This window comes from Methanosarcina hadiensis (genome assembly GCF_046529725.1).
In the GTDB taxonomy this organism is placed as follows: Archaea; Halobacteriota; Methanosarcinia; order Methanosarcinales; family Methanosarcinaceae; genus Methanosarcina; species Methanosarcina hadiensis.
The window spans coordinates 2,605,876-2,630,470 of record NZ_CP136241.1 but is presented as its reverse complement, the minus strand read 5'-3'; the positions used below and the strand labels follow the sequence as shown (position 1 = coordinate 2,630,470).

25 protein-coding genes are annotated in these 24,595 nt (G+C 40.3%); 10 read left to right on the top strand and 15 right to left on the bottom strand.

Going from position 1 to position 24,595, the window contains the following annotated elements; genetic code table 11:
• Positions 1-43: 43 nt before the first annotated feature.
• Entirely contained in the window at positions 44-1,501 is a 1,458-nt protein-coding gene (gene purF / locus RSJ42_RS11125) for an amidophosphoribosyltransferase (RefSeq protein WP_410507359.1), read from the top strand.
• A 39-nt stretch (positions 1,502-1,540) separates the two neighbouring features.
• On the opposite strand, the gene RSJ42_RS11120 is transcribed toward purF, so the two are convergent.
• The 8 genes from RSJ42_RS11120 to RSJ42_RS11085 form a co-directional block, all read right to left on the bottom strand.
• Positions 1,541-1,939 carry a secondary thiamine-phosphate synthase enzyme YjbQ gene (locus RSJ42_RS11120; protein ID WP_410507358.1) on the bottom strand — a complete coding sequence of 133 codons (399 nt, stop codon included), beginning with the start codon at positions 1,937-1,939 and terminating at the stop codon, positions 1,541-1,543.
• An 839-nt stretch (positions 1,940-2,778) separates the two neighbouring features.
• Positions 2,779-2,928: a hypothetical protein gene (locus tag RSJ42_RS11115; RefSeq protein WP_410507357.1), complete on the bottom strand. Its 150-nt coding sequence runs from the start codon at positions 2,926-2,928 to the stop codon at positions 2,779-2,781.
• 167 nt (positions 2,929-3,095) lie between these two features.
• Entirely contained in the window at positions 3,096-4,532 is a 1,437-nt protein-coding gene (locus RSJ42_RS11110) for an MATE family efflux transporter (RefSeq protein ID WP_410507356.1), read from the bottom strand.
• Positions 4,533-4,614: 82 nt separating this feature from the next.
• On the bottom strand, positions 4,615-4,944 hold the full coding sequence (locus RSJ42_RS11105) for a TrmB family transcriptional regulator (RefSeq protein WP_410507355.1): 330 nt from the start codon (positions 4,942-4,944) through the stop codon (positions 4,615-4,617).
• A gap of 42 nt (positions 4,945-4,986) precedes the next feature.
• The gene (locus RSJ42_RS11100; RefSeq protein ID WP_410507354.1) at positions 4,987-5,445 is read right to left on the bottom strand and encodes a MarR family winged helix-turn-helix transcriptional regulator; all 459 of its coding nucleotides are present in this window, start codon (positions 5,443-5,445) and stop codon (positions 4,987-4,989) included.
• Positions 5,446-5,917: 472 nt separating this feature from the next.
• Positions 5,918-6,700 (bottom strand): cache domain-containing protein, encoded by a 783-nt coding sequence (locus tag RSJ42_RS11095; RefSeq protein WP_410507353.1) that lies wholly within the window; start codon positions 6,698-6,700, stop codon positions 5,918-5,920.
• Between the two features lie 744 nt (positions 6,701-7,444).
• Positions 7,445-7,855 (bottom strand): hypothetical protein, encoded by a 411-nt coding sequence (locus RSJ42_RS11090; protein ID WP_410507352.1) that lies wholly within the window; start codon positions 7,853-7,855, stop codon positions 7,445-7,447.
• A gap of 458 nt (positions 7,856-8,313) precedes the next feature.
• Entirely contained in the window at positions 8,314-9,816 is a 1,503-nt protein-coding gene (locus tag RSJ42_RS11085; RefSeq protein WP_410507351.1) for an MATE family efflux transporter, read from the bottom strand.
• Between the two features lie 99 nt (positions 9,817-9,915).
• Here RSJ42_RS11085 and RSJ42_RS11080 point away from each other — a divergent pair, with 99 nt between their 5' ends.
• The 3 genes from RSJ42_RS11080 (at position 9,916) to RSJ42_RS11070 (ending at position 13,439) form a co-directional block, all read left to right on the top strand.
• Positions 9,916-10,086, top strand: a complete 171-nt coding sequence (locus RSJ42_RS11080; protein ID WP_410507350.1) for a hypothetical protein — start codon at positions 9,916-9,918, stop codon at positions 10,084-10,086.
• Between the two features lie 279 nt (positions 10,087-10,365).
• Positions 10,366-12,177 (top strand): KUP/HAK/KT family potassium transporter, encoded by a 1,812-nt coding sequence (locus RSJ42_RS11075; RefSeq protein WP_410507349.1) that lies wholly within the window; start codon positions 10,366-10,368, stop codon positions 12,175-12,177.
• A 593-nt stretch (positions 12,178-12,770) separates the two neighbouring features.
• Positions 12,771-13,439 carry a rhodanese-like domain-containing protein gene (locus RSJ42_RS11070; protein ID WP_410507348.1) on the top strand — a complete coding sequence of 223 codons (669 nt, stop codon included), beginning with the start codon at positions 12,771-12,773 and terminating at the stop codon, positions 13,437-13,439.
• Positions 13,440-13,447: 8 nt separating this feature from the next.
• Here the strand turns inward: RSJ42_RS11070 and RSJ42_RS11065 are convergent, their stop codons facing one another.
• The 4 genes from RSJ42_RS11065 to RSJ42_RS11050 form a co-directional block, all read right to left on the bottom strand.
• Positions 13,448-13,639 carry a hypothetical protein gene (locus tag RSJ42_RS11065; RefSeq protein ID WP_410507347.1) on the bottom strand — a complete coding sequence of 64 codons (192 nt, stop codon included), beginning with the start codon at positions 13,637-13,639 and terminating at the stop codon, positions 13,448-13,450.
• 46 nt (positions 13,640-13,685) lie between these two features.
• Complete coding sequence (gene istB / locus RSJ42_RS11060) at positions 13,686-14,459, bottom strand: IS21-like element helper ATPase IstB (RefSeq protein WP_410507346.1); 774 nt, start codon at positions 14,457-14,459, stop codon at positions 13,686-13,688.
• Entirely contained in the window at positions 14,456-15,700 is a 1,245-nt protein-coding gene (gene istA, locus RSJ42_RS11055; RefSeq protein ID WP_410507345.1) for an IS21 family transposase, read from the bottom strand. Before istA ends, istB begins: the two co-directional genes overlap by 4 nt.
• Positions 15,701-16,028: 328 nt before the next feature.
• Positions 16,029-16,988 carry a PGF-pre-PGF domain-containing protein gene (locus RSJ42_RS11050; protein WP_410507344.1) on the bottom strand — a complete coding sequence of 320 codons (960 nt, stop codon included), beginning with the start codon at positions 16,986-16,988 and terminating at the stop codon, positions 16,029-16,031.
• A 741-nt stretch (positions 16,989-17,729) separates the two neighbouring features.
• Here RSJ42_RS11050 and RSJ42_RS11045 point away from each other — a divergent pair.
• Positions 17,730-19,028 (top strand): hypothetical protein, encoded by a 1,299-nt coding sequence (locus tag RSJ42_RS11045; RefSeq protein ID WP_410507343.1) that lies wholly within the window; start codon positions 17,730-17,732, stop codon positions 19,026-19,028.
• Positions 19,029-19,222: 194 nt separating this feature from the next.
• Here the strand turns inward: RSJ42_RS11045 and RSJ42_RS11040 are convergent, their stop codons facing one another.
• The 3 genes from RSJ42_RS11040 to RSJ42_RS11030 form a co-directional block, all read right to left on the bottom strand.
• A complete protein-coding gene (locus RSJ42_RS11040; protein WP_410507342.1) occupies positions 19,223-19,372 on the bottom strand; it encodes a hypothetical protein in 150 nt (49 codons plus the stop codon).
• Positions 19,373-19,470: 98 nt separating this feature from the next.
• Complete coding sequence (locus RSJ42_RS11035) at positions 19,471-20,847, bottom strand: acetate--CoA ligase family protein (RefSeq protein ID WP_410507341.1); 1,377 nt, start codon at positions 20,845-20,847, stop codon at positions 19,471-19,473.
• Between the two features lie 244 nt (positions 20,848-21,091).
• Positions 21,092-21,448: a winged helix-turn-helix transcriptional regulator gene (locus RSJ42_RS11030; RefSeq protein ID WP_410507340.1), complete on the bottom strand. Its 357-nt coding sequence runs from the start codon at positions 21,446-21,448 to the stop codon at positions 21,092-21,094.
• A 272-nt stretch (positions 21,449-21,720) separates the two neighbouring features.
• Here RSJ42_RS11030 and RSJ42_RS11025 point away from each other — a divergent pair, with 272 nt between their 5' ends.
• The 5 genes from RSJ42_RS11025 to RSJ42_RS11005 all read left to right on the top strand — a co-directional run bounded on the left by RSJ42_RS11025 (position 21,721) and on the right by RSJ42_RS11005 (position 24,532).
• On the top strand, positions 21,721-22,380 hold the full coding sequence (locus RSJ42_RS11025) for an NAD(P)/FAD-dependent oxidoreductase (protein ID WP_410507339.1): 660 nt from the start codon (positions 21,721-21,723) through the stop codon (positions 22,378-22,380).
• 346 nt (positions 22,381-22,726) lie between these two features.
• Positions 22,727-23,065, top strand: a complete 339-nt coding sequence (locus RSJ42_RS11020) for a cupin domain-containing protein (RefSeq protein ID WP_410507338.1) — start codon at positions 22,727-22,729, stop codon at positions 23,063-23,065.
• 56 nt (positions 23,066-23,121) lie between these two features.
• Positions 23,122-23,466 carry a CGGC domain-containing protein gene (locus RSJ42_RS11015; protein ID WP_410507337.1) on the top strand — a complete coding sequence of 115 codons (345 nt, stop codon included), beginning with the start codon at positions 23,122-23,124 and terminating at the stop codon, positions 23,464-23,466.
• 93 nt (positions 23,467-23,559) lie between these two features.
• Complete coding sequence (locus RSJ42_RS11010) at positions 23,560-23,988, top strand: ester cyclase (RefSeq protein ID WP_410507336.1); 429 nt, start codon at positions 23,560-23,562, stop codon at positions 23,986-23,988.
• A 76-nt stretch (positions 23,989-24,064) separates the two neighbouring features.
• On the top strand, positions 24,065-24,532 hold the full coding sequence (locus RSJ42_RS11005) for a hypothetical protein (RefSeq protein ID WP_410507335.1): 468 nt from the start codon (positions 24,065-24,067) through the stop codon (positions 24,530-24,532).
• The last annotated feature ends 63 nt before the right edge of the window (positions 24,533-24,595 follow it).

The window sequence follows — 24,595 nt, the reverse complement described above, 5'->3', positions numbered from 1 at the left end:
CTGCTCAATTTTCTCTACTTTTTACCTGCACCGGAGGTCAAAATTGAAAGAAGAATGCGGGGTTGCAGGAATTATCCTCCCTGGCGACAGGCCAAAGTCAAATGCTGTCGCATTCAAGCTTTACTATGCCCTTTATGCCCTCCAGCACAGAGGACAGGAATCAACAGGCATAATGGTGCATAATGGCACAAATCCACTTTCTATCAAAGGAATGGGACTTGTACCTGATGTATACAATAAGGATTCTCTTGGTCGCCTGATAGGTAATGCAGGAGTCGGGCATGTCCGTTACTCTACTACCGGCGGTTCAAAGATTGAAAACTGCCAGCCTTTTATTTTAAACTTTAAAGGCGGAACAGTTGCCATTGCCCATAACGGGAATCTTGTAAATGCCAGAGAACTTAAGGACGAGCTTGAAAATGAAGGCAGGATTTTTATAAGCGATTCCGATACCGAAGTTATAGGTCACTTGCTTGTGAAAGAACTGATAAAACATGAACCTATCGAATCTATCAGAAATGTAATGCGCAAGCTTGTTGGCTCTTACTCCCTTGTCATTTTTATTAATGGAGTTATTTACGCTGTCAGAGATCCTTTTGGCTTCAAGCCCCTCTGTTTTGGAGAAGTTGACGGCGGATATGGAGTCTTTTCCGAAAGTGTGGCTATCGACACCCTGAACGGCACGCTTGTCAGGGACGTCAAGCCTGGAGAGGTTATTGTCTTCACTGGCTCAGGTTTTGAAAGCCACCAGCTTACAAACGAACCACACCCTGCACACTGCGTTTTTGAGTTCATTTACTTTGCAAGGCCCGACTCTGTCATAGACGGTAAGCTGGTCTACGCAGTAAGGGAAAGGATAGGGAAGGAACTTGCCCGCGAGCACCCTGTGGATGCGGATATCGTTTCTCCTGTGCCTGACTCCGGAATTACTTCTGCAATAGGCTATGCAAGGGAATCCGGTACCATGTACCTGGAAGGGCTTATGAAAAACCGTTATATCGGTCGTACCTTCATTCTTCCCGGTCAGGACCTGCGTGAAACTGCAGTAAGGCTTAAAATGAATGCCATTAAGGACAACGTCAAAGATAAAAGGGTAGTCCTGGTCGACGACAGTATTGTCCGTGGCACAACTTCCAGGCGTATTATAGATATGGTCAGGAAGTCGGGAGCTTCGGAGGTCCATGCAAGAGTCGGAAGTCCGGCAATTATTGCCCCCTGCTATCTTGGAATCGATATGGCAACCAGGCAGGAGCTAATCGCCTCGTACAAGACCATAAAAGAGGTTGAAGGGCTCATAAGCGCTGATTCTCTGGGATATCTCAGCATTGACGGTCTCATGCGCGCTCTTGAGTGCGATAAGAACGACATGTGCATTGGTTGCCTCACAGGCGAGTATCCTGTAGAGATCCCGGGCGAAAAATGCAGAAAAAAGCAAACACGTCTGGACGATTTCAGTAAGGCTGAAAGATCCTCTCAGGCAGTCTCTTCAGACAGTCTTTAAGGACTTTTTTTCCTTTTCTTATTTTTCTTTTTTCTGCCCTTATTCTACCTTTAAGATTGTCAAATCTACTGTCCTGTGCCTGGGTCCGTCCATCTCTGCAAAAAAGATACTCTGCCAGGTTCCGAGTTCCAGTTTTCCCTGTACAACTGGCAGGGCTTCGCTTGACCCGATCAATACGGCTTTGAGATGTGAATCAGCATTATTGTCTATCCTGTCATGCCTGTAATCTGCTCCTTGCGGTACGAGCCTGTTCAGCAGGTTAAGAATATCTTCCCTGAGCCCATTCTCATTTTCGTTGACTATTATTCCTGCAGTCGTATGCCTTGTACTGATTATGCACACGCCTTCCTGTACCCTGCTTATTCTTACTTCTTCCTGCACATCTGAGGTGATATCTATAAGCTCTACACGTCTCGAAGTTTCAATATTCAGCTTCAAGTGTTTCCCTCTAACTCTATAATTTCTGCCGTATTTTTTTGCCTGAAAACCTTTTTGAGTAAATATTATCTCTGTGATTCAAATCCTTTGCCTTCAGTATCTCTTTTTATTCCATTTCTTTCTCAAATGTTGAATAATAGAGTTATCATATTAATAATTCTCATTATCCTGGAAACATGTTTGAAATATCATCTTATTCTTATAATGGATTGTGAGCGTGATAAGAAAGGTTCAGTACCGCAGTGACGTTTTATGTGCTAGACCCCGTAAAGTAATTACCTTAAGTCAACAGAGTGGAAGAAGTAGTAAGGAAGATAAAAAAGGAAAAAGAGATTTTTTTGGAGAGAACTGGTAACATCTCCGGTTCTCTCCTTTTTCCTTCCCGTTGGACTGCCGTTTTTTGGAAGGGGTTGTATTTATACTGTCATTTTTTGGAAGGGATTGTATTTATACTGCCGTTTTTTTGTTTTTTAATTACTTTAGGGGTGGAGTTGCTGGCCTTGATATTCTTTCTTCAAACTGTTCTGGCTTAGATGTCTGTTGGGAGTCGTTTTTAAATACGTTTTGAAAACAGGTTGAAGGTATTTTTGGAAAGACCGATTATCTGAAATATGTTTAAATATGTTTTTGCTGGTCTATTCGCCGTTTTTATGTCGTTTTTGGAGGTGTGTTTTTCAAGAGATTTTTTATCAGGCTGTTTTTTATTTCATGAGTATCTCCCTTCTGTCCGGTCAAAGAAGATTCAGCGTTTTTCGGTGGAGGAAATCAGAATTGTCTTCAGATATGTCCGCTTCAGAGTATCACTCTAAGCCCTGGCACAGCAGGCAGTATTCCTGCACTCAGTTCTTCTCCGGTTTAATGTTTCCTGTATCGAAAAGCCCGAAGAGTTTAAGGACTTTCGATTTCGAGGATGGGACAAACCTGCGATCTGTAAGAAGGAAACCGTGAAGGACCGGTTCCAGAGGCTTCTGCGGAACAGCTTTTTTCATTCTGGCTCACCATTGGTTTGATTCCTTTTTTTAGGTGTAATCGGAGAACAGTAACTTATTTCCTAGTTATACTATATAAATATTTGTCCTAAAGTTTTAATTCTCCTCAAAGAACACTCTCTGAAGCAGTTCTCCAGAGTATCCTGTATGGAATTTATAGAAAAAAATTAAATTCCCTGCTCTAGAGGTTTATGCAGGGAACCTGTTTTTGAAATCGCACTGAGGTAAAGCCTTGCCCAGATGAAGACCAGTCCGGCTCCAATAGCATTGCCCGCTACTATCCCCCACCAGGCGCCTACCTGGCCCATATCCAGGTTGAAGGCAAAGAAAGCTGCAAAGAGCGGGATAAACACCATGGTTCTCATGAAATTTGCAATGAGTGCGCTCAGGCCTTTTCCCGCGCCCTGGAAGAGGGACGATGAAAGCATTCCGAATGAAACTGAAGGATAGAAGATGCAAACTACACGCAGGAAATGGATAAGGTCCGGAGCTATATGAGCGGCTTCTTCTGTCTGCGTGAAAACGGCTGCAATCTGCGGGGCGAATATAAAAGTGGATACAGCGACAACCCCTTCAATGAGGAGTCCAAGTTTAACCGCATATGTATGGGCTATTTTTGCTTTTTCGAAATCTTTAGCCCCAAAGGCGGCTCCTGAGACTGAAACTACTGCAGTTGCGATTCCTACAAGCGGGGCAATTGCAATAGTTGCAACCCTCCACCCAGTAGAATAGACCGCAACCCCATCGGTACTGCCCACGTTTACAATAATCAGGTTGAGTATAAGCATGGATAATGACATTGAAAGCTGCTGGGCGGAAGCCGGGACTGCTACCCTGAAGATATCATTTACTATATCTTTCTCAAAGCTGAAGTCTTTAAATTCAAAGGAAACAAAAGTATCCTTTTTGAAAAAGAGCCAGTTAAACATCACTAACGAAGAAACAGCAAGAGACAGGAGGGTTGCCCAGGCAGCGCCTGCAATTCCCATTTCAAAGGTGTATATGAAAATAGGGTCAAGTACTATATTCAGGACTGCACCCAGAACCACTGCGTTCATTGCCCTTTTTGAATCCCCTTCGGCTCTGAGGATAGAGTTAGCTACGTTAGTGAAAAATATAACTATGCTTCCCAGAAATATTACCCTCGCATAAGATACAGCGAGGGCTGTTGTTTTCCCTGCTCCTGCAAGAGAGAAGATCTGAGGGGCAAAAACATAGAATGGTATGGTAAATATAAGGACGAGCAGAATCATCATTATAATTGTATGCACGGCTACGTTGTCTGCTCCTGTTTTATCCCTTGCTCCGATTTTTCTGGAGATGGCTGCTCCCCCGCCTATACCCAGACCATTGGATAGAGCCATACTTATAAAATAAAAAGGAAATACGAAACCCATTGCAGCAAGTGCGTCCGCCCCAAGACCGGAGACCCAGAATGTGTCTACGAGCTGGTAAAGGGTCTGGACTGACATTGCAACAATCATAGGGACTGCGAGTTTGATAATTGCTTTTTCTGGATCTCCTTCCAGGATCCTTACGCCTTTTGTTTCAGCACTTTCTTCAGGTTTAAAAGGGTTTGAGTCTGCGGTTTTTTCTGGTTCCATTTAACTGCCTTCCTTTCGGCATGTTTTCTTCCCTTTTTTCCTCACCTGTCTCTTCTGAGGCTCAGGGGAGAGATACCTGGAATTAAAAGCATCTATTTTTTATCCCGTAACCCGCAGAATTAAGTTCCTTCAATGTTTCATTCAGGGAAAAAAGAAATTCGTTTCTCAACATTTCGGTTAACTGTTCCGGATTAACACTCTTGAAATATGCTGGAGTTCCTCCTATGATTTCTATATATTTCTTTTTTGACATTCTCTCCAGAGTAGAATAAATCTTTGGTCTCGGAACGTGAGTATATTCATGGATCTCCCTTGCCGTCGCCTCGCCCAGGCTGAGGAGTCCTACGTAGATTTTAGCCTCATTTTCGGTAAACCCCAGTTTCTGGAGTTTGCCTGTTAGCTCCGTTTTCATTGCAGACCTCAAAATCTCTTTTCAGGCGGCCGTTCTTCCTTTTCAGGTACTTCCGTCCAGCTTTTTCAGTGTATCCAGCATTGTCTTCAGGCTTTCCTGATAAGCTGCTACATCCTCTTCGACAAGCCTGCTCAGGACTTCTGAACAGTTTTCTTCAAGCTTTTCCTTTATCCAGTCCCTGTAATTCTTTCCTTCTTCGGTAAGCGAAACCAGGATCTTTCTCCGGTCTCCGGGGTCTCCCCTTCTGTATACCAGCCCTTCTCTTTCCAGCGCATCAATCATACTTGTCAGGCTTCCTTTCTGAAGGTCCAGGCATTTTCCCAGAGTCGTAGGCATTATCTCACCTGCTTCACCTATAATCATAATTGCCTTGTTCTGATTTTTGTTCAGGCTATATGAATCACTGCCTGTCTTATGAAAAGCTTTGGCAAAGTTTTTATGAAAAAGATGAATCATCTCAAACTGAAGTTTCACCGTTTCTCTTATTCTCTCTTCTTTCATCAGGTATCACAATGAGGAACTTTTTACAGTCCTGCTCCGGATGATACAGCCAGGAAACAGCTGCCAGAAATCTTTTTGAAAGGTTCTATAATCCAGCAGATCCATTTTTGCGAGGTGTCTTTAATCTGCCGGGTTTGAGAACTTCTCTGATTTTAGGGGTTTGACCGGGGCCGATTTCTTTTATCACCCGAATCGGACTGTCTTTAATCTTACTGTATTCTTTTCTTATTGTTAGATTCCAAACTAAAACTGGGCAGGTTTTATTTATATTTATTGTTTGAGAATGAAGGGCAGGCGAGTTCTGGCATTTCGATATAATCAGAAAATTTCCGCTTTTTTCCCGTATTGAATCATTATCTGTCTATCCCATCCGGTTGGGAATCTATAAAGGGTTAAGAACGGTCAAAAATGTATGAAAAATGATATGGGAGGATTTTATCCTGTCCAATCCACTTATTCATTTTATCTTTTCTCACTCTATAATTTCTTCATTTTCAGCCTGCCAGGCTGGCTGGTCTATGGCAAGCAGGAGGAGGGAAGAGCTGCCCGTATTTTCTAAGTACTGAGTTTCGTTCGCAGGCACAAGTACAAGCTTTCCTTTATGAAGAGAAACGGGTATATCATCAATGTAGATCATTCCGGACCCCTCAAGAACGTAATATGTTTCAGAATTCGAAAGCCTGTGCCGGAGACTCTTTTCTCCCGGATCCACGATTACATATGCAATACTGTAATTTACTTCGGGATCTATTTCCATTCTTTCCGGGTGCATCAGTTCACACAGGGAAACACCTGTTGCATTGATGAATTCACAATTTCCTGTATCTCTTACAACAAGGTAGTCTTCCGCATAAAAGCCAGAACCTACAAGGTATGTTTCTTTCCCGAAAACAGCTCTTTTTATGAAGCCGTATTTAGTGGAGGGCTCTGTTTCATTGGTTCTTGGCCACTCGTAGGGTATCCAGCCCTCTCCGCTCTCGCTGAGGGCAGTCTCAATGAAAAGCCTTCCTATTGGTTTGCCGTTGAAATCTGTAAGACTGCTTACGTTCTGTCCTTCCCCTTTCGGATCCGGAGGATAAACAACCCTGGTTCCATTAGTATTCCATACAAAGATATAGAAGTCATCATAAAGCCATTTGCTATCTTTTTCCCTGAATTCTGGAAATGCTTCTTCTCCTTTTTCCTCCACAAGGCCTGCAGCTTCTCGCACCTTTAAAGCGACAATATCCTTCTGAGTTGAAAACTCTGGCCGCACCTGGGACCCCGTACAATTTCTGTCTCTGTCCTGTTCCCTTGCCTGATCTACCTGCTGAGAGCAGGCCGAAGAGCTAAGGAATAGAAGGATCAGAGAAATTGATAAAATTAGCTGAATACAAATTTTCAAGTTCTTCATATTCCACCAACCTGTACTATCGTAAATTCCGGTATGTTAAGTAAAAACCCCATAAGAATTTGAGCAAAAGCTCATTTCCGGACTCGGTTCTACAGACTCATCAGAAAAAGAGATTCATATTCAAAATAAATGGCTCAATCTCCAGGGGTATATTATAAAAATAAACCCAAAAAAGCATATGATTTTGGAAACTGAAGTTCTGAAAAATAATACTGAATGAAGTATTACAGCTGAATTTGTAATTAAAACCTGTTTGCTTAACCTGTTTGTTTAAAACCTATATAGTGTGCCCTGATATATCCAGACTTTGTGGTCAGAAATTGAACTGCACCCATGTAGAGGCTGTATGGTGCGTCCAGATAAATCCAGACTAAAACCCTGTAAACCCGGATTAAAAGAAACTGAGGTTAAAGAAATAAATCAAAGTCAAACCCGTCCGTAATAGTAAAAAAGGTAATTTGCTTCGCAGGATATTATCTTAATAAAAAAATCATTTCTCGTTTTTTTAGTCGTTCATTCAAAGTGTCTTCTTTGAAAAATTTAATCATACCGTTTTTCCGTAAAAAAATGGGATTCGGAAATGGAGCTCCCGGAATTATTTTTTGGTTAATATTTTGCGTGTATAATTCCATTGAGAGTTGTATCTTTTTTCTCGCTCCATATTGCAGTCACAGTGAGGTTTAGCTTAAAACCGGTATGGTAGCAAAAAGAAGCCTGTTGACCTCTTGTAACCCCTTCTCTGTCGAAAACCACTTTGTCCCCGTCTCTTGCGATCAGGTGCCAGGTGCCATTCTCCGGTGCAGTGATCATTACATAGCCATCGATAGTAACTCCCCAGCTTGTTTTTGAATAATTATAAGTCCCGGTACCATTATTGATGGGCATTGAAAAATTCTGGTCTATAGCACCTCCTAAATTTCCCTCAAATAATTTCTCCATTTTTTTAAGTTGACCTTCATCTATCCCTGTTTTCTGCATAATTATTTCGTTTAAGCCTTTTTGAATCAAAACTGTCATTTTCTTTCCTCTTTATTTATTCAATTTGGGTGTATAATTTTGTTTTAATTTTAACTGTTATTTTTAATTATTATCGTTTAATATGAAATTTTTAAATATGAATTTTTTAGCTATGCTCACTGAGTAATTATCTGCTTACTGTAATAAAAAGCTTATCTCAAATATCGAATTTATTTTTATATTCAAAGTATCTCAAAGTAAAATCAGGGGATTCTAAACACCGAAATTTAATGTTAAAAACTTAAACTTAAAAACTTAAACTTAAAAACTTAAACATTAAAAACTTGAGTTCTAAACTGGAATGGGCCACTGAGCCTAAAACTTAATTAAAGCTATATACACATAAATACGGAAAAAGAAGAAAAAGGAACAGTATTGAAGTTTCATTCTCATGGTTTATGAAGAAAAATTTGATTTCGGATGCAGTATCTATCTGGAATGGTTACAAGTTTTAATTTTTAGCAGTCAGCTTCTCCTGATTTCCCCGCTTTTATCATACACCTCAAATAAATCTGCACCCATAGAAAAGCAATCAATGACCCTATTACAGTACCTGTAACAAGCCCCCACCAGATGCCAGTAAGTCCCCAGCCAAGTCCGTAGGCGAAGAGCAGGGAACAGAAGAGGGTCAAAACCAGGCTCCTTAGAAGGGTGGCAATGAGGGCACTTGTGCCTTTTCCCGCACCCTGGAAAAGAGAGGCTGAAAGCATTCCGAAGGCTACAGCTGGATAAAAAATTGTCATAATTTTCAGGAGTTCTGTCAATTCAGGGGCTATACGGGCGGTATTTTCTGCTTCTGTGAAAACAGCGGCAATTTCCGGAGCAAAGAAATATACGATGAGCGAAATTGCAGATTCTACCAGAATGCCGACTTTAAGCGCGTAAATGAGGGCATCCTGAGCTTTTTTGAAGTTTTTTTCCCCAAAGGCAGCCCCACTTATAGATACCAAGGATATTGAGATTCCTATTAAGGGAGAAACTGCTATGCCTGTTACTCTCCAGGCTGTAGCATAGACTGCAACTCCATCCGTACTGCTGATAGCTGCAATAATGTAATTCATTGAAAGAGCTGTTAAAGCCAGAGCAAACTGTTCAAAAGAAGAAGGTATCCCTACCCTGAAAATATCCCGGACAATTGCTTTGTCAAATTTGAAAGAGCTGAATCTGAAGGACACATAGGTATTTTTCTTGATAAAAAACCAGTAGAGCATCAACAGTCCCGAGCTGGCATAGGAGATTACTGTTGCCAGAGCTGCTCCTGCGACCCCAAATCCCAGAGGATATATAAAAATAGGGTCAAGTAATATGTTCAGGACCGAGCCCAGAATCATTGCTTGCATGGCTCTTTTTGAATCTCCTTCGCTTCTCAGGATGGAATTTGCAACATTGGTAAAGAAAAAAATAAAACTGCCTGCGAAATTCACCCTTGCATAGGCAACTCCCAGGTCTGCAGTTCTTCCGGCACCGCTGTAAACAAAAAGGTCTCTTAAAAGAGAAAGTCCGATAACAGTAAGGGCAACTGCAAGGATAAGCATTATCACAAAAATGTGAACTGCAACATTATCCGCACCTTCCTTATCTCTGGCGCCAATTCGCCTCGAAATTGCTGCACCGCCTCCTACTGCCACTCCCCCGGTCAGAGCCATCTGAATCATGAAAAAGGGGACTGAAAACCCTACGGCAGCAAGGGCATCCGCACCCAGGCCCGCAACCCAGAAGGTATCGGTCAGGCTGTAGATAGTCTGTACGGTCATTGCAACTATAATAGGGATCGAGAGTTTGATTACGGCTTTTTCAGGGTCTCCTAGAAGGATATTCACGCCTTCGGTCGTTTTTTGGTGAGTATAGACACCTGGTTTTCTTTTTTGATCTACTATTTCCTCAGGCTCTTCCTCTTCTATGTGCTTTTTTTCTCCTGCTATTTCCCTGTTCATTTTCTCACCGTTTTTGGGCTCGCACATTTTTCATTCCAGCACATATTTTTGTTCCATTCTTCTTTTGTCTATCTGCCTTTAAGATTTTTCTCATCTTCGGCGAAAAGTTCTTCATTTACTTTCCAGGTGGGAAGTAAAAACATAGAGGAAAGTAAAAACATAGAGGAAAGTAAAAACATAGAGGAAAGTAAAAACATAATAGAGGAAATATACGTAATAACTGATGAACTAAAATCGGCTATTCAAAAAAATAAATTAATCAGATTGCTGCTAGCAAATCTTGATTTTCCAGAATAATGGATCAAGATCTTTATATATGAATAAGTAATTTCAGCACAATACATTATTATAAACAGTGTTACTTTAAAGTCACGGAATTATAGATACGACTTAAAAATAGAGACGAATTTTAAATGAAAAATAGAAACTTGCGAGTAAAAAAATCCTGCAAATTTGATTCTTTTTTGCTCTTTTTAAGCCAGAGTAAATTCACGATTTGTTGCAGCAGGAGTTTTTGGAACTTCTTATCCTGAATCATATTTTTGTTAAATTCCTGGAACAAACACGGTGATATATATGCTTTCAAAGTCCGATTTAAGGGGAATTGTCAATTCTATGGGGCTCGTTTTTGGAGATATCGGAACAAGCCCGATTTATACTTTAACTGTTATCTTTCTTCTTACAAGACCTACGGAAAGTCATGTAATAGGAGTTTTATCTTTAATCATCTGGACATTAATTATACTTGTAACTATGGAATATGCCTGGCTTGCAATGAGCCTGGGTAAAAAAGGTGAAGGAGGAACAATTGTTTTGAAAGAGATCCTCCTTCCTCTGCTGAAATCAGGCAGAAGTGTTTCTTTTGTTACGATACTTGCTTATATAGGGACTTCATTCCTTATCGGAGACGGAGTAATTACTCCTGCAATCAGCATACTGAGTGCCGTTGAAGGGATCCGGATCATTTCCGGATTTGAAAATACGGGACAGGGTATTCTGATGTTAATTGCCAGTCTAATTGCTATAGTTCTTTTTTCAGTCCAGAATAGAGGGTCAGAAAAAATCGCATGGGCTTTCGGACCGATAATGGTTATCTGGTTTCTGGCTCTTGCAGTCTCAGGTATTTCCTCAATATTTTATACTCCAGGCGTATTAAAGGCTATAAACCCGTATTATGCTATTGATTTTCTATTAAACAACGGACTTGTAGGTTTTTTTGTATTATCCGAAGTCACTCTTTGCTGTACCGGTGGAGAGGCATTATATGCCGATATGGGCCATCTGGGAAGAGAGCCAATTTTAAAAGCCTGGAGACTCGTATTTTTTGCTTTAGTTTTTAATTACCTAGGACAGGGAGCATTTATTATTCGGAATCCTGATGCAAGAAATGTTCTGTTTGAAATGATAAACCATCAGGCAAATCTGGTATACATCCCATTCCTTATCCTGAGCATCATAGCTACAATTATTGCCTCTCAGGCTATGATCAGCGGCGTGTTTTCAATAGTTTATCAGGGGATAACAACCCGGATAATGCCAATGTTAAAAATAGATTATACCTCCGGGGAGCTAAAATCACAGATATACATAAGTACGGTAAACTGGATGCTCCTGATCTCAGTCTTATATATGATATTTATTTTTGAAGAATCAAGCAGGCTTGCCGCTGCCTATGGGCTGGCAGTTACCGGAACCATGACGATTACGGGCCTCTTAATGACCTCTATATTTTATCACAGGAAGCAGGTCTCAAAAGCTATCATCTCACTGTTTATCACATTTGTTGATATAGTATTCCTTCTCTCGAATACCTATAAGATACCTCACGGGGGTTACTGGTCCGTAATCATAGCAGTCTTTATCTTTTCTCTCATTATGATATATACTGCCGGACAGGAGAGGCTCTATAAATTGATGAAACGTATGCAGACTGAGAATTTCCTTGAAAAATATAACCACGTATATGCTTCTCAAAATAAAATCAGCGGAACAGCCCTTTTCTTTGCACGGGATATAACCAGAATTCCTCAATATATCTCCCATATAATGTTTAAAAATAATATTATTTATGAGAATAATATTTTTATTTCAATTATCAAATCCGATAGTCCTTTTGGAGTCGAAAGTTCGTTCAAGAAAGAAATGGCAAAAGGATTGAACCTGTTTGAAATCAAAATGGGATATATGGAAATTATTGATGTAGAAAAAATCCTAAAAGACAACGGTATTACTGAAAAAACAATTTTTTACGGAGTGGAAGATATATTTACAAGCAATCCTGTATGGAAAGCTTTCTCAGTTATAAAGAAACTTTCCCCTTCTTTTGTCCAGTTCTACAGGCTTCCTGCGGATGAGCTTCATGGAGTAATGACAAGGTTTGAGATGTAATCTGAGGATTGAATTTCTCCTCCTACCTTTTTCCTCTTTTTCTTTTTCCTTTTTTTCATTGTAGTCTGCAATCAATGAGTTAATGTATTCATAGGCAACCTTGCTGAAGCTTATATTTTTCCCCTCTGCCATTATTCGTCATAGTTTAAAATATAAACTTGATAGCGGAAACCTAACTTTTGTCGCGGATTTCATAGTAAACTCTGGTAGTAAATTGGAGAGTTTGCGATAAAAAATTCGCCTGAGTATCGCTTTTAAGAAAATTATTGGATACCGAAGATAAACTCGATTATATATAATAAATAATTATATTCTGTATCAATTATTCCTAATAAGATATATATTCTAAGTGATTACATTACATACTTGTTGGAGTCCAGATTCTGGGTTCTTGCTTTTTTGTACCAATATGTTACACAATAAGGCATGTTTGCTTACATAATTATTCGAAAAATCTCAAATAAAGCAAATAACTGTCATTTTCGGGTACTAGTTCTGGATGCGGATTTAATAATAATTAGAATGTTTGAATAAATTAAATAAAAATTCATGGTTTCAAGTAGGGATAAATTGGTGAATACGGAGGGATGTAATTGAATAGAAGAGGCTTATTGTATTTTGTTGCATTTCTTTTAGCTTTTCTCATAATTGTACCGGGAATGTCTGCTGCAGATACCAGCCAAGACGGATACAAGAATGTGAGTGTCTGTAAAGCTAAAAAGATGATCGAAAAGGGAGAAATCTTTATTCTGGATGTACGAACTCAAGGCGAATTCGATGCGGCATATATCGAAGGAGCAACACTGATACCTGTAAAGAAGGAACTAGGTGCTACAATACCACCTGTTTCAGAGGAAGAGTTCCTGAATGAAGTAGAAAACAGCGGAATCACAAAAGACAAACCTGTACTCATCTACTGCCTGACTGGAAGCCGAAGCGTTACTGCAAGCACATATCTTGCAAATGGTGGATATACTGTCTATAATATGGAAGGTGGCATCAAAGCATGGATAGATGCGCGATATTCTGTTGTATCCTCTTTTGTGGATGTATCTGGCGTAGATGATATTATTAATCAGGCACTAGATGCACAAATCAACTGTGTATTCTTCTACCTTAAAATGGGAGACGACCTTAAAGCTAACGAACAGCTGGAAGGATTCATCGTGTTTGTTGATTTTATGGAACAGAATAAAATAATAAGTTCGAGTCAAGCTAAATACTTGATAAGTGAAGCAAATTTCATTAAAAAAATGATCTAAAAAACTCCTTAAATTATTTTTCTTTTTACTCTAATCTTTTTTAACTCAAGTTGGAAAGTGCATTGTCTTTGTTTTATTTTCCTCTCTTTATCCTCTTCCAAGGATAAACAGCCAGAAACCGATACCACAAAACCAGCTGCTACAAATCCTGTCAAGGCCGGTTTACTTTTCCTCACATTAGCCGGTATAAATTTCCTCATATGCTGATATAAATTTTACTCAATTTTTTAAAAGCTTACTCTAAAATCACTGATACATATTTCCCATTTTTATTCCCTGTTTTTTCCTTTCCTTTAGCCTATAACTCTCTCCTTTTATGTTAATCGTAGTAGAATGATGGAGTATGCGATCCAGCACAGCAGCCGCTATTACTTGATCCTGGAATATCTCCCCCCATTCTCCATATGACTTGTTTGATGTCAGGATCGTTGAACTCTTTTCGTAACGTCTGGAGATTAGCTGAAATAGGCAGTGAGCTCCATCGTCATCAAATGGGAGATAGCCTATTTCATCAATTATCAGCACTTTATATTTCGTCAAATCCCTGATCTTCTTTTCAAGAATTCCTTCTCTATTTGCTATTTTCAACCTCTCAATAAGGTTTCCTGTATTCGTAAAGTAAACCGAAATTCCTGCTTTTACTGCTTCAATCCCAAGAGCAATTGCAAGATGAGACTTTCCAACGCCAGGAGGACCAAGCAAAACAACATTCTCTGAATTATGAACAAATCTCAAGGTTGCAAGGTCTTCCATTACTTTTTTATCAATGGATTTCTGAAACTCAAAATCGAATTCTTCAAGCGTCTTTTTCACAGGAAAACCTGCACTTTTCATCCTTCTCTCAATTGCAGCAGCTTCCTTGTGTTTCTTTTCCCGTTCAAACAGATAATCAAGGACTTCCATTGTTGTCTTGCTGTCCCTTGCAGCAATTTCAAGGCAGTTATCAAGGAGCTCTTCGATTGTATTCAGTTTGAGGTATTGCAGATTATTGTGAAGTCTCTCATAGGTGAAGTTGTTCATTCAAAACCACCTTCACTAAACGTTTCATAGACATCAAGAGACCTTTTTTCAACTTCTGGACCTGAGAATTTCAACGGAATCTGTGAAGCTTTCTTGCATTTTGAATTCTCTTTAAGAATCTCGCTCAGAAGACCCTGGAAATGTTCCTTTTTCCTTGAAACTCTGCAGTTTCCGGGAAGAATTTCATGTTCACAGATCTTCTCATAATCAACATAGACCTCGAATTTTCCTTCAAAGATCTGAAGCTCTGCAGTTCTTCCTGCAAACCTGTAAGGAACAGAATACTTATTTCCAAGGAACGAAATATAACAGTCTCTGGAGACCTTTCTGGTCTCCTTATGGACAACTTTGTAAGGAGGAACCTGACCCAGAAGGTTCAGGTTCTCCTCCTTAAAGCGTTCAAGAGGGATTTGATAGGTTGTTCCATGGACAGTTGAATTTACTCTTTCTAACCACCTGTTAACTTGGCCGTTCAGATCTTCGAGAGAGGTAAATTGTCTTCCAAGGAAGAAGTCCCTCTTGACATACCCTACCGTATTTTCAATCTTGCCTTTTGTCTGAGGCCTGTAAGGCCTGCATAACCTTGGAATAAAACCAAAGCATTTGAAAAAATCCTCAAACTGTGAGTTCCATTCAGAATCAGATGATTTTAAGGCTCTTTTGATAACAACCTGTTTCATGTTATCGTACAGAATTTCCTGTGTAAATCCTCCGAAGTACTCAAAAGCGTTCCGATGACACTGAATAAGAGTTGGAGTGTCTATGCTCAGTGTAAATTCAACATATCTCATCCTTGAATATCCAAGAATCATGTTAAAGCAAAAGAGTTTCTTTACCTTTCCATCAACCTCAACTGTTCCTAACTCTCCCCAGTCAACCTGAGCCTGTACACCTGGTTTTGTTTCGTAGCGAAGCACAGCAGGAATTCCTTGCTCAGGTCGGACTTTTTGTACGAAGTCCTTGACTATGGTTTTTCCTCCATCAAAACCTATTTCTTTGATTTCCCGATAGAGGCGAGAAGCAGTATAGGGACCTTCTTTGAGTTTTTCAAGAATGTAAGGTTTGAAAGGATCAAGCTTGCTCTTTCTTCCAGAACGTTTCTGGGGCTCAGGCAAGGTTTTCAGCAGAAGATACTTCCTCACAGTTTTCCTGTCAAAACCTGTTTGTCTGGAGATTTCACTTATGCTAAAGCCTTGTGAATACAAATCTCGTATCAATAGCCATTCCTCCATTTTCAACATTATTTAGGATCCTCGAGCTTTTCTCAAGGATTGGAAATTGGGGAATTTTAATCAGGCTAAAATGAGGAATTGTTCACCGGCCTTGACAAATCCGGGCATAGCGTTCTCTATCTATAAAGGACGCTACAGGATATCAAATAGAATATATAAAATTTATTTAAACAAATTAAATCCAGAGTTATAATTAATGCATCAAAAAATATCAATTGAGGTATTGTGCCAACAATGAAAAATTCAGAATACAGGTGAAAAGAATAATTCATTCTAATCCTGTATGCATTCTAATTTTGTATGTTTATGCATACTGCTTACCAAAAAATAAGGGAAATTAATTTCCCTTAAGGTATTCGAGAATCATTTCTAGTATATGTATGATCTCACTTCTCGTTATACCACTTTTTTCTTCTTCGGAATTGCTGTTTTCAGTTGCGTTTGTCTGTTTAAGGATTTTATCCACAGTCACGGTATTGCTTGTAATTGCAAATGTGGAGTATTTAGATACTTCAGCTGTGAAATAGATATACTGAGAATCTTCCCCTGTTATAGTGATTGGGACTTCTACCCATTTTCCACCTTCATACATGTTCAGGACAATTACTGAAGAATCAAGACCATTTGCTTTAAGCCATGACTTTTCAACCTTAAAATCAACAGCTGCATTTTCAATATTGTTTACATTCTCACTGTCGATCCATATGTTAAATGACCTGTAAATATCACCTGCTGGTTTCTCAACTAGAGATGTATCATCTTTCAGGTCTTCAACTACAACTTTTGCTTTGCCCGAATCTTTTGTTGATTCAAAATATATATTGTTGACAACCGAATTATCATTCTTAACGTCAACTTTTACTGTCTGGCTGTTATCTATGTTTACCTGTGTTGATTCGACATACTGGATATAGGTTTGTGATGAATCATTTATAACGGTTGTTTCACCGTTGTATATCGAAGAATTGTTAGCTATGATGTCATCATCGTCCGTGTTTACGGATGTAATAATATCATTATCTGAAGATTCATAACTATAGTCATTGTCAGAGTTGTAAATATCGTTATCTGTTGATATTATTGTAGTATCAACTACAATGGAATCGTCTGCATCAATAGTATCTTTTTTCTCGATTGAATTTTCGTTAGTATCATCGGAAACATCAACAACAGTAGTTTCATCTTCAATAGTCGAATTATCTCCTGATGAATTTGCCTTCGCTCCCGCAGTAACGCATGGGAGTACAGCCCCAAAAATAAGGACTGATATTAATAATATTGACAGATATTTTTTCATCCTCTATACCTCTTTCAGGGGATTACCTGTAGAATTGTTCTGCAAATATGTTTTTCAAAATTTAGACTATTGATCTCACCAGGAACTATCTTTCTCCAATAAGTACGTCCTGGGTTTATTGAGCCTATAGTTTAATTCACTTTCGGCTGACATTGAGGCTGCGTGCGTGAATTCGGTCCCCTGCCAGCGATATTTCTTAAAACAGGATAATGACTTTTGTATTTCTCCCAAAATTCTTTATTTCTCCCGGATTTTCCTTCATATCATTTCTAAGACCTGTTAGAGAACCGCCTTCAGGAATGAAAGAATAACTGCGGTTTATTATAAGCCCAGGAAATCATTTTTTCTGGTTCTATCCCGGGTCTTCTGCTCGCCCTTAAAGCATTGATTTAATAAATTAACCGGAACACTATAAAAAAATCTAAAATAAAACTAAAACCGCAAGCATTATCTGTATAAATTATGTCTAATCCTGGACAGTGTTTTAAGGGCATAAGGAGTACAGGAGTTTATTCATTAGATTACTTTTCTGGTGAGGCAGTTTTTACGTAATCCACCCTCAAGAGTATCTTAAAAACACTTTTAGCTTGCTTTTTCCTTATGCTACGATTTTTAGCTCTATAGCTATTTTTGTTATTTCACACTGCTCCCTTGACGTTAAAACGGGAATAACAGGTTTCTTTCAAAACGCGTTACTCTCAATTTCGTACTTTAATTTTATAATATTGAAAAGGTGAGCACATGAAAATGCAAATTATTCTGGTAGCTGTTTTCTTTACTCTGCTAGCTGTTTCTTCCCCGGCTTCAGCCGCTGTTCCCGATTTATGCATGGATAACGTTTTTTGTAACGGAGGGAATCCAGAAGCCTCGTATGGTCCCTCTTTATCTATTGCACAAAAATCCGATCAACCTCTTGCAGAATGTAGTAGAATAGGACCTGTCTTAAAGGATGTGGCAGAGTACAGGATTAAAGTAAACGTTGGACCTGGAGAATATGACTATATCACTCTTACTAACTATGTGGAGGAAAAAAGCCCCTGGCATACGGACAGAGATGAAAACCTGGTAATCCTTCCCGGACAGGGTCTCACTGAGATGTTCTATTCTGACATGGCAATATATTATGCTCAACGCGGGTACAGCGTATATATCCTGGATAGGAGGGAGACAAATATCCAGCCGGATGAAGATGATTTCAGTTTCATGGAAGGTTGGAATGTTGACATGCATCTGAGTGACACGTACGAAGGTATCTATGCTTCAAGGAACCATACCTCTTTCTTAAGCGGGAAATCGGCAGAAAATATTAAAGTAACAGCAATCGGCCACAGTCACGGTGCATTGATCCTTACCGCTTATGAGGCAAGTGAATACGATGATTTGCCTCTGGGGTCTGTTGACAGAATAGTGCCTGTTGATATTATTATTAAATATAACCCGAAGTATTCTGAGTTAATAGAGGATCAGCAACAGGAATCTAATGATATCTACAAAGATATTGAAAATGGTGTGCATCAAAGTACTGGCATGGGCAAAATGATAACGGTAGCTAGTCCAGCGTATGCATCCCCTAATGATACCTCTACTATCTGGCCCGGATTAACAAATATTCAGCTATTCAGGTTCATGGCTAGTCAGATATACATCATTTCTCCTCATCCTTATACTCCAAACTATCATTACTGGACTGGTGACCTTAACGGCCTTTATTATGTTGATGAAAACAGATTACTTAATTTAACTCTCAACGGAGGTGCTGTTCCCTTCACACCGAACACTATGGATCAGTACATGGCTGGTCTTATGGGCAACGTGGAAGGCTATGATATCGACTCCTCAAAAGTGGACTCTCCTGTTCTTTATGTAGGGCTTGGGGGAGGATTTGGAGATTACGGTTCCTGGTGGTATGAAAAAGAAGTTGGGAAAACTAACAAAAAGGTTACCTGCATGAACTGGGGTGACCAGGGACATGCCAGCCTGTTGATTGACCGGAATTCTCCTGAGTTATGGGCACTCATATATAAATGGATGAAAGACTGAGGCACCTGATAAAGAGACGTTGAAAAAAAGGAATCAAAAAAAGGGAAAATAATTAATGGAAGAGTTATCTGCTTCTGTCTACTCTGGCTTCAGGCTCTTCTACTCTTCCAATATTTTTTGTCTTCAGAATTCACTACTGGAACTGTTCTTGCCAACATGAGCGGTACAGGCCCTGTTTTGGATACGGAATTGCTTCACGCCGTTTTTGAGAATATGGCATGATACCTGTACTCATAATACATTGAACTCACATACTCCATCTGGAAACCATTCCGAAGGGCTATCTCCTTTATCAGGTGAGGGCTGTGTGAATATCCTGTTAGGTCGCAAGGCTGGTTTTTCAAAAAAGCAATTATTCTTCTTACACAACCGGCATATGCTCTGACAAATACATTCAGTTTTTATTTGTCTTTTCAGTTTTTATGTATCCTATTTATGTATCTTATTCTTGCTTGCCGTTTCCTCCACACAGCACCGCCGCAGCCCTTACCGCACTCTCCGGGGAGAAAAATACCGGCATTCCTGTTTTTGTAAATACTGAAACAAGCTCCCTGCTGAACTTTCCGCCTGGAGAACTGATTATGATAGGTTTTCCGCAACTCTCTGCAAAGTTTCTGATTTTCTCTGCTACGCCTTCGGTAAGAAGAGGCGGCCCCCAGAGAAGGCTGACAATTGCAAGGTCATATTCTTCGGCAGGGGTTTCCTGCATAGCAGCGACGTAATGCTCATCCCGAACACTGCCTGTCAGGTCCACAGGGTTTCTTACGGAAGCAAAAGCAGGAAGGTTTTCCTTCAATTTCCTTACCGCGGTTTCGGAAAGTTCAGGGATCCTGAGCCCTGCCTCTTCACAGGCATCGGCAATAGAAATACCCACACCTCCTCCATCAGTTATAATCAGGACTCTCTTGCCCTTTACAGGGGAATACCTGTTAAGAACCTTACAGGCATCTTTCAGTTCCTCATAACTGGCAACCTCAATTATGCCGGTTTTCCGAAAAGCGGCTTCATAGGCTTCGTACATCCCGCTGATAGCGCCTGTGTGAGAGCTTGCCGCCCTTGCCCCTGGCTCACGCTTTCCTACCTTAAGGGCTACCACAGGCTTCTTTTTTACGCATCTGGAAGCAGCTTCAAGGAATCTGCGCCCATCGGTTACGGATTCAATATATAGTACAACTGCTTTTGTGGCCTCGTCCCGTTCAAGAAATTCAAGGCAATCGCTTTCGTCCACATCCACTTTATTCCCGTAGCTCACGACCCTTGCAACGCCTGCTCCTTCATATGCCAGCTCATCCATGATCATGGCCGCAAAAGACCCGCTCTGAGTAAGTACGGAAACCCCTTCTCTGACAGGCCTTCCTATCTTCTCCCTTTCTATGAAAAACGTGTCCACATTCGAGACCGTATCGTATATCCCAAGGCAGTTGGGGCCCATTGCCCTGATGCCTTTCTCTTTCAAAAGAGCCCTCAGATCGTCTTCCATTTTCTTCCCGCCAGACCCTGTTTCCCTGAAGCCTGAGCTTACGATTATGGCTCCTTTTATATTTTCCACGGGCCCTTTCAATATCTCAAGGACCGATCTGGCCGGAACTGCAAAAATAGCGATATCTATCCTGTCCTCAATTTCCCCTGGAGTAGAATAACATTTAAGCCCTTCAATTTCTCCGTAACCCGGGTTTACAGGATATATTTTCCCTTCAAAATTCATTTTTCTGAGGCTTTTCAGGATTGTATGCGACAATTTCTCAGGGTTTGGAGAAGCTCCTATCAGGGCTATGCTTTCAGGCTTGAAGAAAAAATCAATACATTCTTCGGGTTTCATGGACGCCCCCATAATACTTCAGACCTATGCAGACCGGTTGAAGCTGTTTTTGATTTTTTTGTTCTGAGAGACAGGCTAACGGCTTTATTTCCTGAAGTACGAGCCTTTAATATAAACTTCCCGTAAAAGCCTTTTCCCCTGCATAATATAAGCTAGGCACCCTTTGATATAAAACAGTTTCAATGCAGGATGCAGGAAATTCTGGTGGGAAATTAGCATTCTGTTTAATGGTTTCTTCCGCAGTTCAGTGGTCACAGTACATGCATATGGACCTCTCGCATTCTTCATTCTGGAATTTCCACTTTAATCCCCAGCGTTTTATTGCCTGTATTATTTTTACAAAATCCCTTCCGCTTTCAGTAAGGTAATATTCGGATCTCGGAGGGTTTGTGGAGTCATCAATTTTCTTCGCGATAAGGCCTTCGTTTTCAAGTTCGGTAAGCCTTTCCGAAAGGATCTTTGGTGTTATATATCCGAGTTTTCTTTTGAGCTCATTAAAGCGTTTTTCTTTCTTTTCTCCTTTGTGCAACTCAAGGAGAATATGGATGGTCCACCTTTTTCCGATGATATTCATTGTCTTGTAGACTGTGCAGTCTTTCATGGTATAAAGATAGAAACTGTCTAATATATAAATTAGTATCTCTTATATACTGGTATCAAAAGGATACTATTATAAAAGTTAATTTTATAATAAAATTAATCAAAAAGTTGTAAGTCCGTACGATATAATAATCCAGGCATAATTTCAGGAAATCAGGCTATATGCATGAATAACGGACCAGAATAAGTTGAGGTTTGCCTGATTTCTTGGCAACTGCCTGCAGTTTGAGCACACTGTAAACTCCAATTACACATCAGGAGAAAGGATCAACCGTGAAAGACAATTTACCGGAAAAAGGCGCAATCGTTCAGAGAGACCGTGAAACATACGCAATAGCCCCGCATCTCCCGGGTGGGGTTGTGGATCCCGATACTCTCATAAAGATCGGTGAAGTTGCGAAAAAGTACGGGGCAGCCGCCCTGAAAGCGACCTCTGCACAGAGAATTGCAATTGTAGGTCTGAAAGAAGAAGATCTTGATAGTGTCTGGGCTGACCTTGGCATGAAACCTGGAGCAGCCATAGGGCTCTGTGTGAGAAGCGTTAAGTTCTGCCCCGGGACAACTTTCTGTAAGCAGGCTAAGCAGGATTCATTAGGTCTTGGTCTTAAACTGGATGAAAAATATCACGGAATGTCTATGCCTTCCAAACTGAAAATAGGGGTCAGCGGCTGTCCTAACTCGTGTGCCGAACCTGCTATTAAGGACGTGGGGTTAATGGGCACAGCAAAAGGCTACAACCTTATGGTAGGTGGATCTGCTGCTGCAGTACCCAGGCTTGCCCAGGTTGTAGCAAAAGACCTTTCCGAGGCTGAGGCTCTTGAGGCTGTGGATAAAATCCTTAACTTCTACAAAAATGCCGGAACAAAGAAAAGGCTCGGAAAGTTTATTGAAGATATGGGTCTGGACGAGTTCAAAAAACAGGTTGGGTTGTAACCAGGAAGTTACGTAATCAGGTATTGAGTTACAAATTTCAGTCTCACAGGGGTTTATAAAACTCCAGATCTGGTGTTTGACCTAGCTATTAACTGTGTAGTTGTTTCCTCCACTATTCTCAAGCCTGTTTCCTTTCAGGCTTGAGATTCGGATTTTCAGCGCTCTACCAGGGCTGAACTCAACCAAAAACGGCTGGCTTGAAACTGATGTAATAAGTTTATAACGGTCAGACATATATGAAGCGGATGACAGTTAATATACTGGATAATGGTTGCCTGTTGAAGATCAGGGTACTCTGAAAATACAGGAGCAGAAAGGCACAATATGGTCAGAAAGGGGGAATTGTATGAAAGTTGTTGAGATGAAATCCTCTCCGGAAAAACCTAACCCTCACAATGTGAGTGTGAGGATGCTTTATGATACTGAAAATGCACAGGCAGTGCATATTGAGCTAAAACCAGGAGAAGCCTTAAAAAAGCACGTAACCCCAACGGATGTTTTTTTCTATATCCTTGAGGGAAAAGGTGTTGTTGAAATCGGAGATGAGCAGGAAAAGGTAAGCAGGGACATGCTGATCGAAAGCCCTGCAAAGATTCCGCACCGTCTCCTGAATCCCGGAGACGGAATCTTCAGGGTACTTGTTGTAAAAGCCCCAAGACAGAAAGAGTCTACACGTCTGCTGTGAGATTGAGCTCTAAACTATAAGATCGGGCTTTAAAAACTGTTAAGGATTGTCGGATAGTGGCTGAGAATACAAAACCAAAGAAAACTGCAGTCGTGCGCTGCGACATCGTCTCGGAGACATGTCCGGGTGTGGGCTGCTTTAAGGCTTTCAATGAAAGAAAGTCAAGCTTTAAGAGGTATGATGAGGACGCTCAAATGATCGCCTTTTTCACATGCGGAGGCTGTTCGGGAAGGAGAGTATATCGTCTGGTAAATTCCCTTAAAAAGTATGGTCTGGATGCCGTTCACCTCAGTTCCTGCATGCTTATGGAAGATACCTATCCCAAATGTCCTAACCTGGACAGCATAAGAAAGACGATTCAGGACGCGGGAATAAAGGTTGTGGAAGGGACTCATCACTGAATATCATTACGGTGGAGATGTTTACAGTCAGTAAATGTATCAGATGCAGATTAGATAAAACATAGGTTAGATAAAACATAAGTGAGGAAAAAAATGTCTACAGAAGAGAATAAAGCAATAGTCCGCCGATTCTTTGAAGAAGGGCCTTCTAAAGGGAATCTTAAGATTGCTAACGAGCTGCTGTCACCAGATTTCAGTTTACATGTTCCTCTCCCTGCTTCTCCGGGAATTGAGGGAATAAATGAGGTAATTACTGCATGTAGGGCAGCTTTCGAGCATCTTAATGTTACAATTGAGGACATGACTGCCGAAGGAAATAAAGTGGCTGCCCGTTTTACAGCTCGAGGTGTGCATAAAGGAAATTTTATGGGGCTGCCGGCCACAGGGAAGCCAATAACCATGACTGGCATAGAGATCTTCCGCATCGAAGATGGTAAGATTGCTGAGTTATGGGGCGAAGCTAATCTCCTTGGCCTGATGCAACAGCTCGGGATTATTCCTGTTCCTGGGAGCCAGAGTTAAATTTCATCAGATGTGTCTTAAAACTCGTTAGATTTTTAATCTGAAAGTCCGCATGGAAACATAACTTACGGATAAAATGGGTAACAATATGAGCCATGATATTGATCGGGACCGGAATTCCGGAGAAGATAAAAACTTTGAAGGCGCAGACCCTGAACTTCAGGACCTTCCCCTTCCCAGAACAGACAGCATGCTGTACCTGATTCTTAATTCCCTAAATCAGAATATAGCGAACTTTAATGCTTATCTGAAATTTAAAAATTATATCTCTGATGATAGCTTAAATAGCGAGCTCTTAAAAAGAAGCATGGGTATTCACAGAGATTTCTCAGCTCTATTTTTGCACACAAAAGAAGAACTGGTATTTATTCATCCCGAACTTCTGGAAAAAGCAGAAAGAATACTATTTAAAGGAGAAATAGGCACGGATTTCATAAAATACACCAGCAAAATGAGCAAATTAATAGATGACTATAAAAACGTACTTTACAGGGAAGGATATTTGCCTGATTTCAAACGGCAGCTGGTATTAAATGACATCTGATTTGTTCACACATCTGATTTGCTCTGAATTTCAACATTTTTTTAAAAAAGTTTAAAACAAGAT

Coding starts and splice junctions, on each gene's coding strand:
- RSJ42_RS11105 (WP_410507355.1), bottom strand. CDS start 4,944: ATGAAAACGGAGCTAACAGGCAAACTCCAGAAACTGGGGTTTACCGAA.
- RSJ42_RS11075 (WP_410507349.1), top strand. CDS start 10,366: ATGCTTTCAAAGTCCGATTTAAGGGGAATTGTCAATTCTATGGGGCTC.
- istA (WP_410507345.1), bottom strand. CDS start 15,700: ATGTTGAAAATGGAGGAATGGCTATTGATACGAGATTTGTATTCACAA.
- RSJ42_RS11100 (WP_410507354.1), bottom strand. CDS start 5,445: ATGAAAGAAGAGAGAATAAGAGAAACGGTGAAACTTCAGTTTGAGATG.
- RSJ42_RS11035 (WP_410507341.1), bottom strand. CDS start 20,847: ATGAAACCCGAAGAATGTATTGATTTTTTCTTCAAGCCTGAAAGCATA.
- RSJ42_RS11030 (WP_410507340.1), bottom strand. CDS start 21,448: ATGAAAGACTGCACAGTCTACAAGACAATGAATATCATCGGAAAAAGG.
- istB (WP_410507346.1), bottom strand. CDS start 14,459: ATGAACAACTTCACCTATGAGAGACTTCACAATAATCTGCAATACCTC.
- RSJ42_RS11085 (WP_410507351.1), bottom strand. CDS start 9,816: ATGTGCGAGCCCAAAAACGGTGAGAAAATGAACAGGGAAATAGCAGGA.
- RSJ42_RS11065 (WP_410507347.1), bottom strand. CDS start 13,639: ATGAGGAAATTTATACCGGCTAATGTGAGGAAAAGTAAACCGGCCTTG.
- RSJ42_RS11020 (WP_410507338.1), top strand. CDS start 22,727: ATGAAAGTTGTTGAGATGAAATCCTCTCCGGAAAAACCTAACCCTCAC.
- RSJ42_RS11050 (WP_410507344.1), bottom strand. CDS start 16,988: ATGAAAAAATATCTGTCAATATTATTAATATCAGTCCTTATTTTTGGG.
- RSJ42_RS11110 (WP_410507356.1), bottom strand. CDS start 4,532: ATGGAACCAGAAAAAACCGCAGACTCAAACCCTTTTAAACCTGAAGAA.
- RSJ42_RS11010 (WP_410507336.1), top strand. CDS start 23,560: ATGTCTACAGAAGAGAATAAAGCAATAGTCCGCCGATTCTTTGAAGAA.
- RSJ42_RS11045 (WP_410507343.1), top strand. CDS start 17,730: ATGAAAATGCAAATTATTCTGGTAGCTGTTTTCTTTACTCTGCTAGCT.
- RSJ42_RS11115 (WP_410507357.1), bottom strand. CDS start 2,928: ATGAAAAAAGCTGTTCCGCAGAAGCCTCTGGAACCGGTCCTTCACGGT.
- RSJ42_RS11090 (WP_410507352.1), bottom strand. CDS start 7,855: ATGACAGTTTTGATTCAAAAAGGCTTAAACGAAATAATTATGCAGAAA.
- RSJ42_RS11005 (WP_410507335.1), top strand. CDS start 24,065: ATGGGTAACAATATGAGCCATGATATTGATCGGGACCGGAATTCCGGA.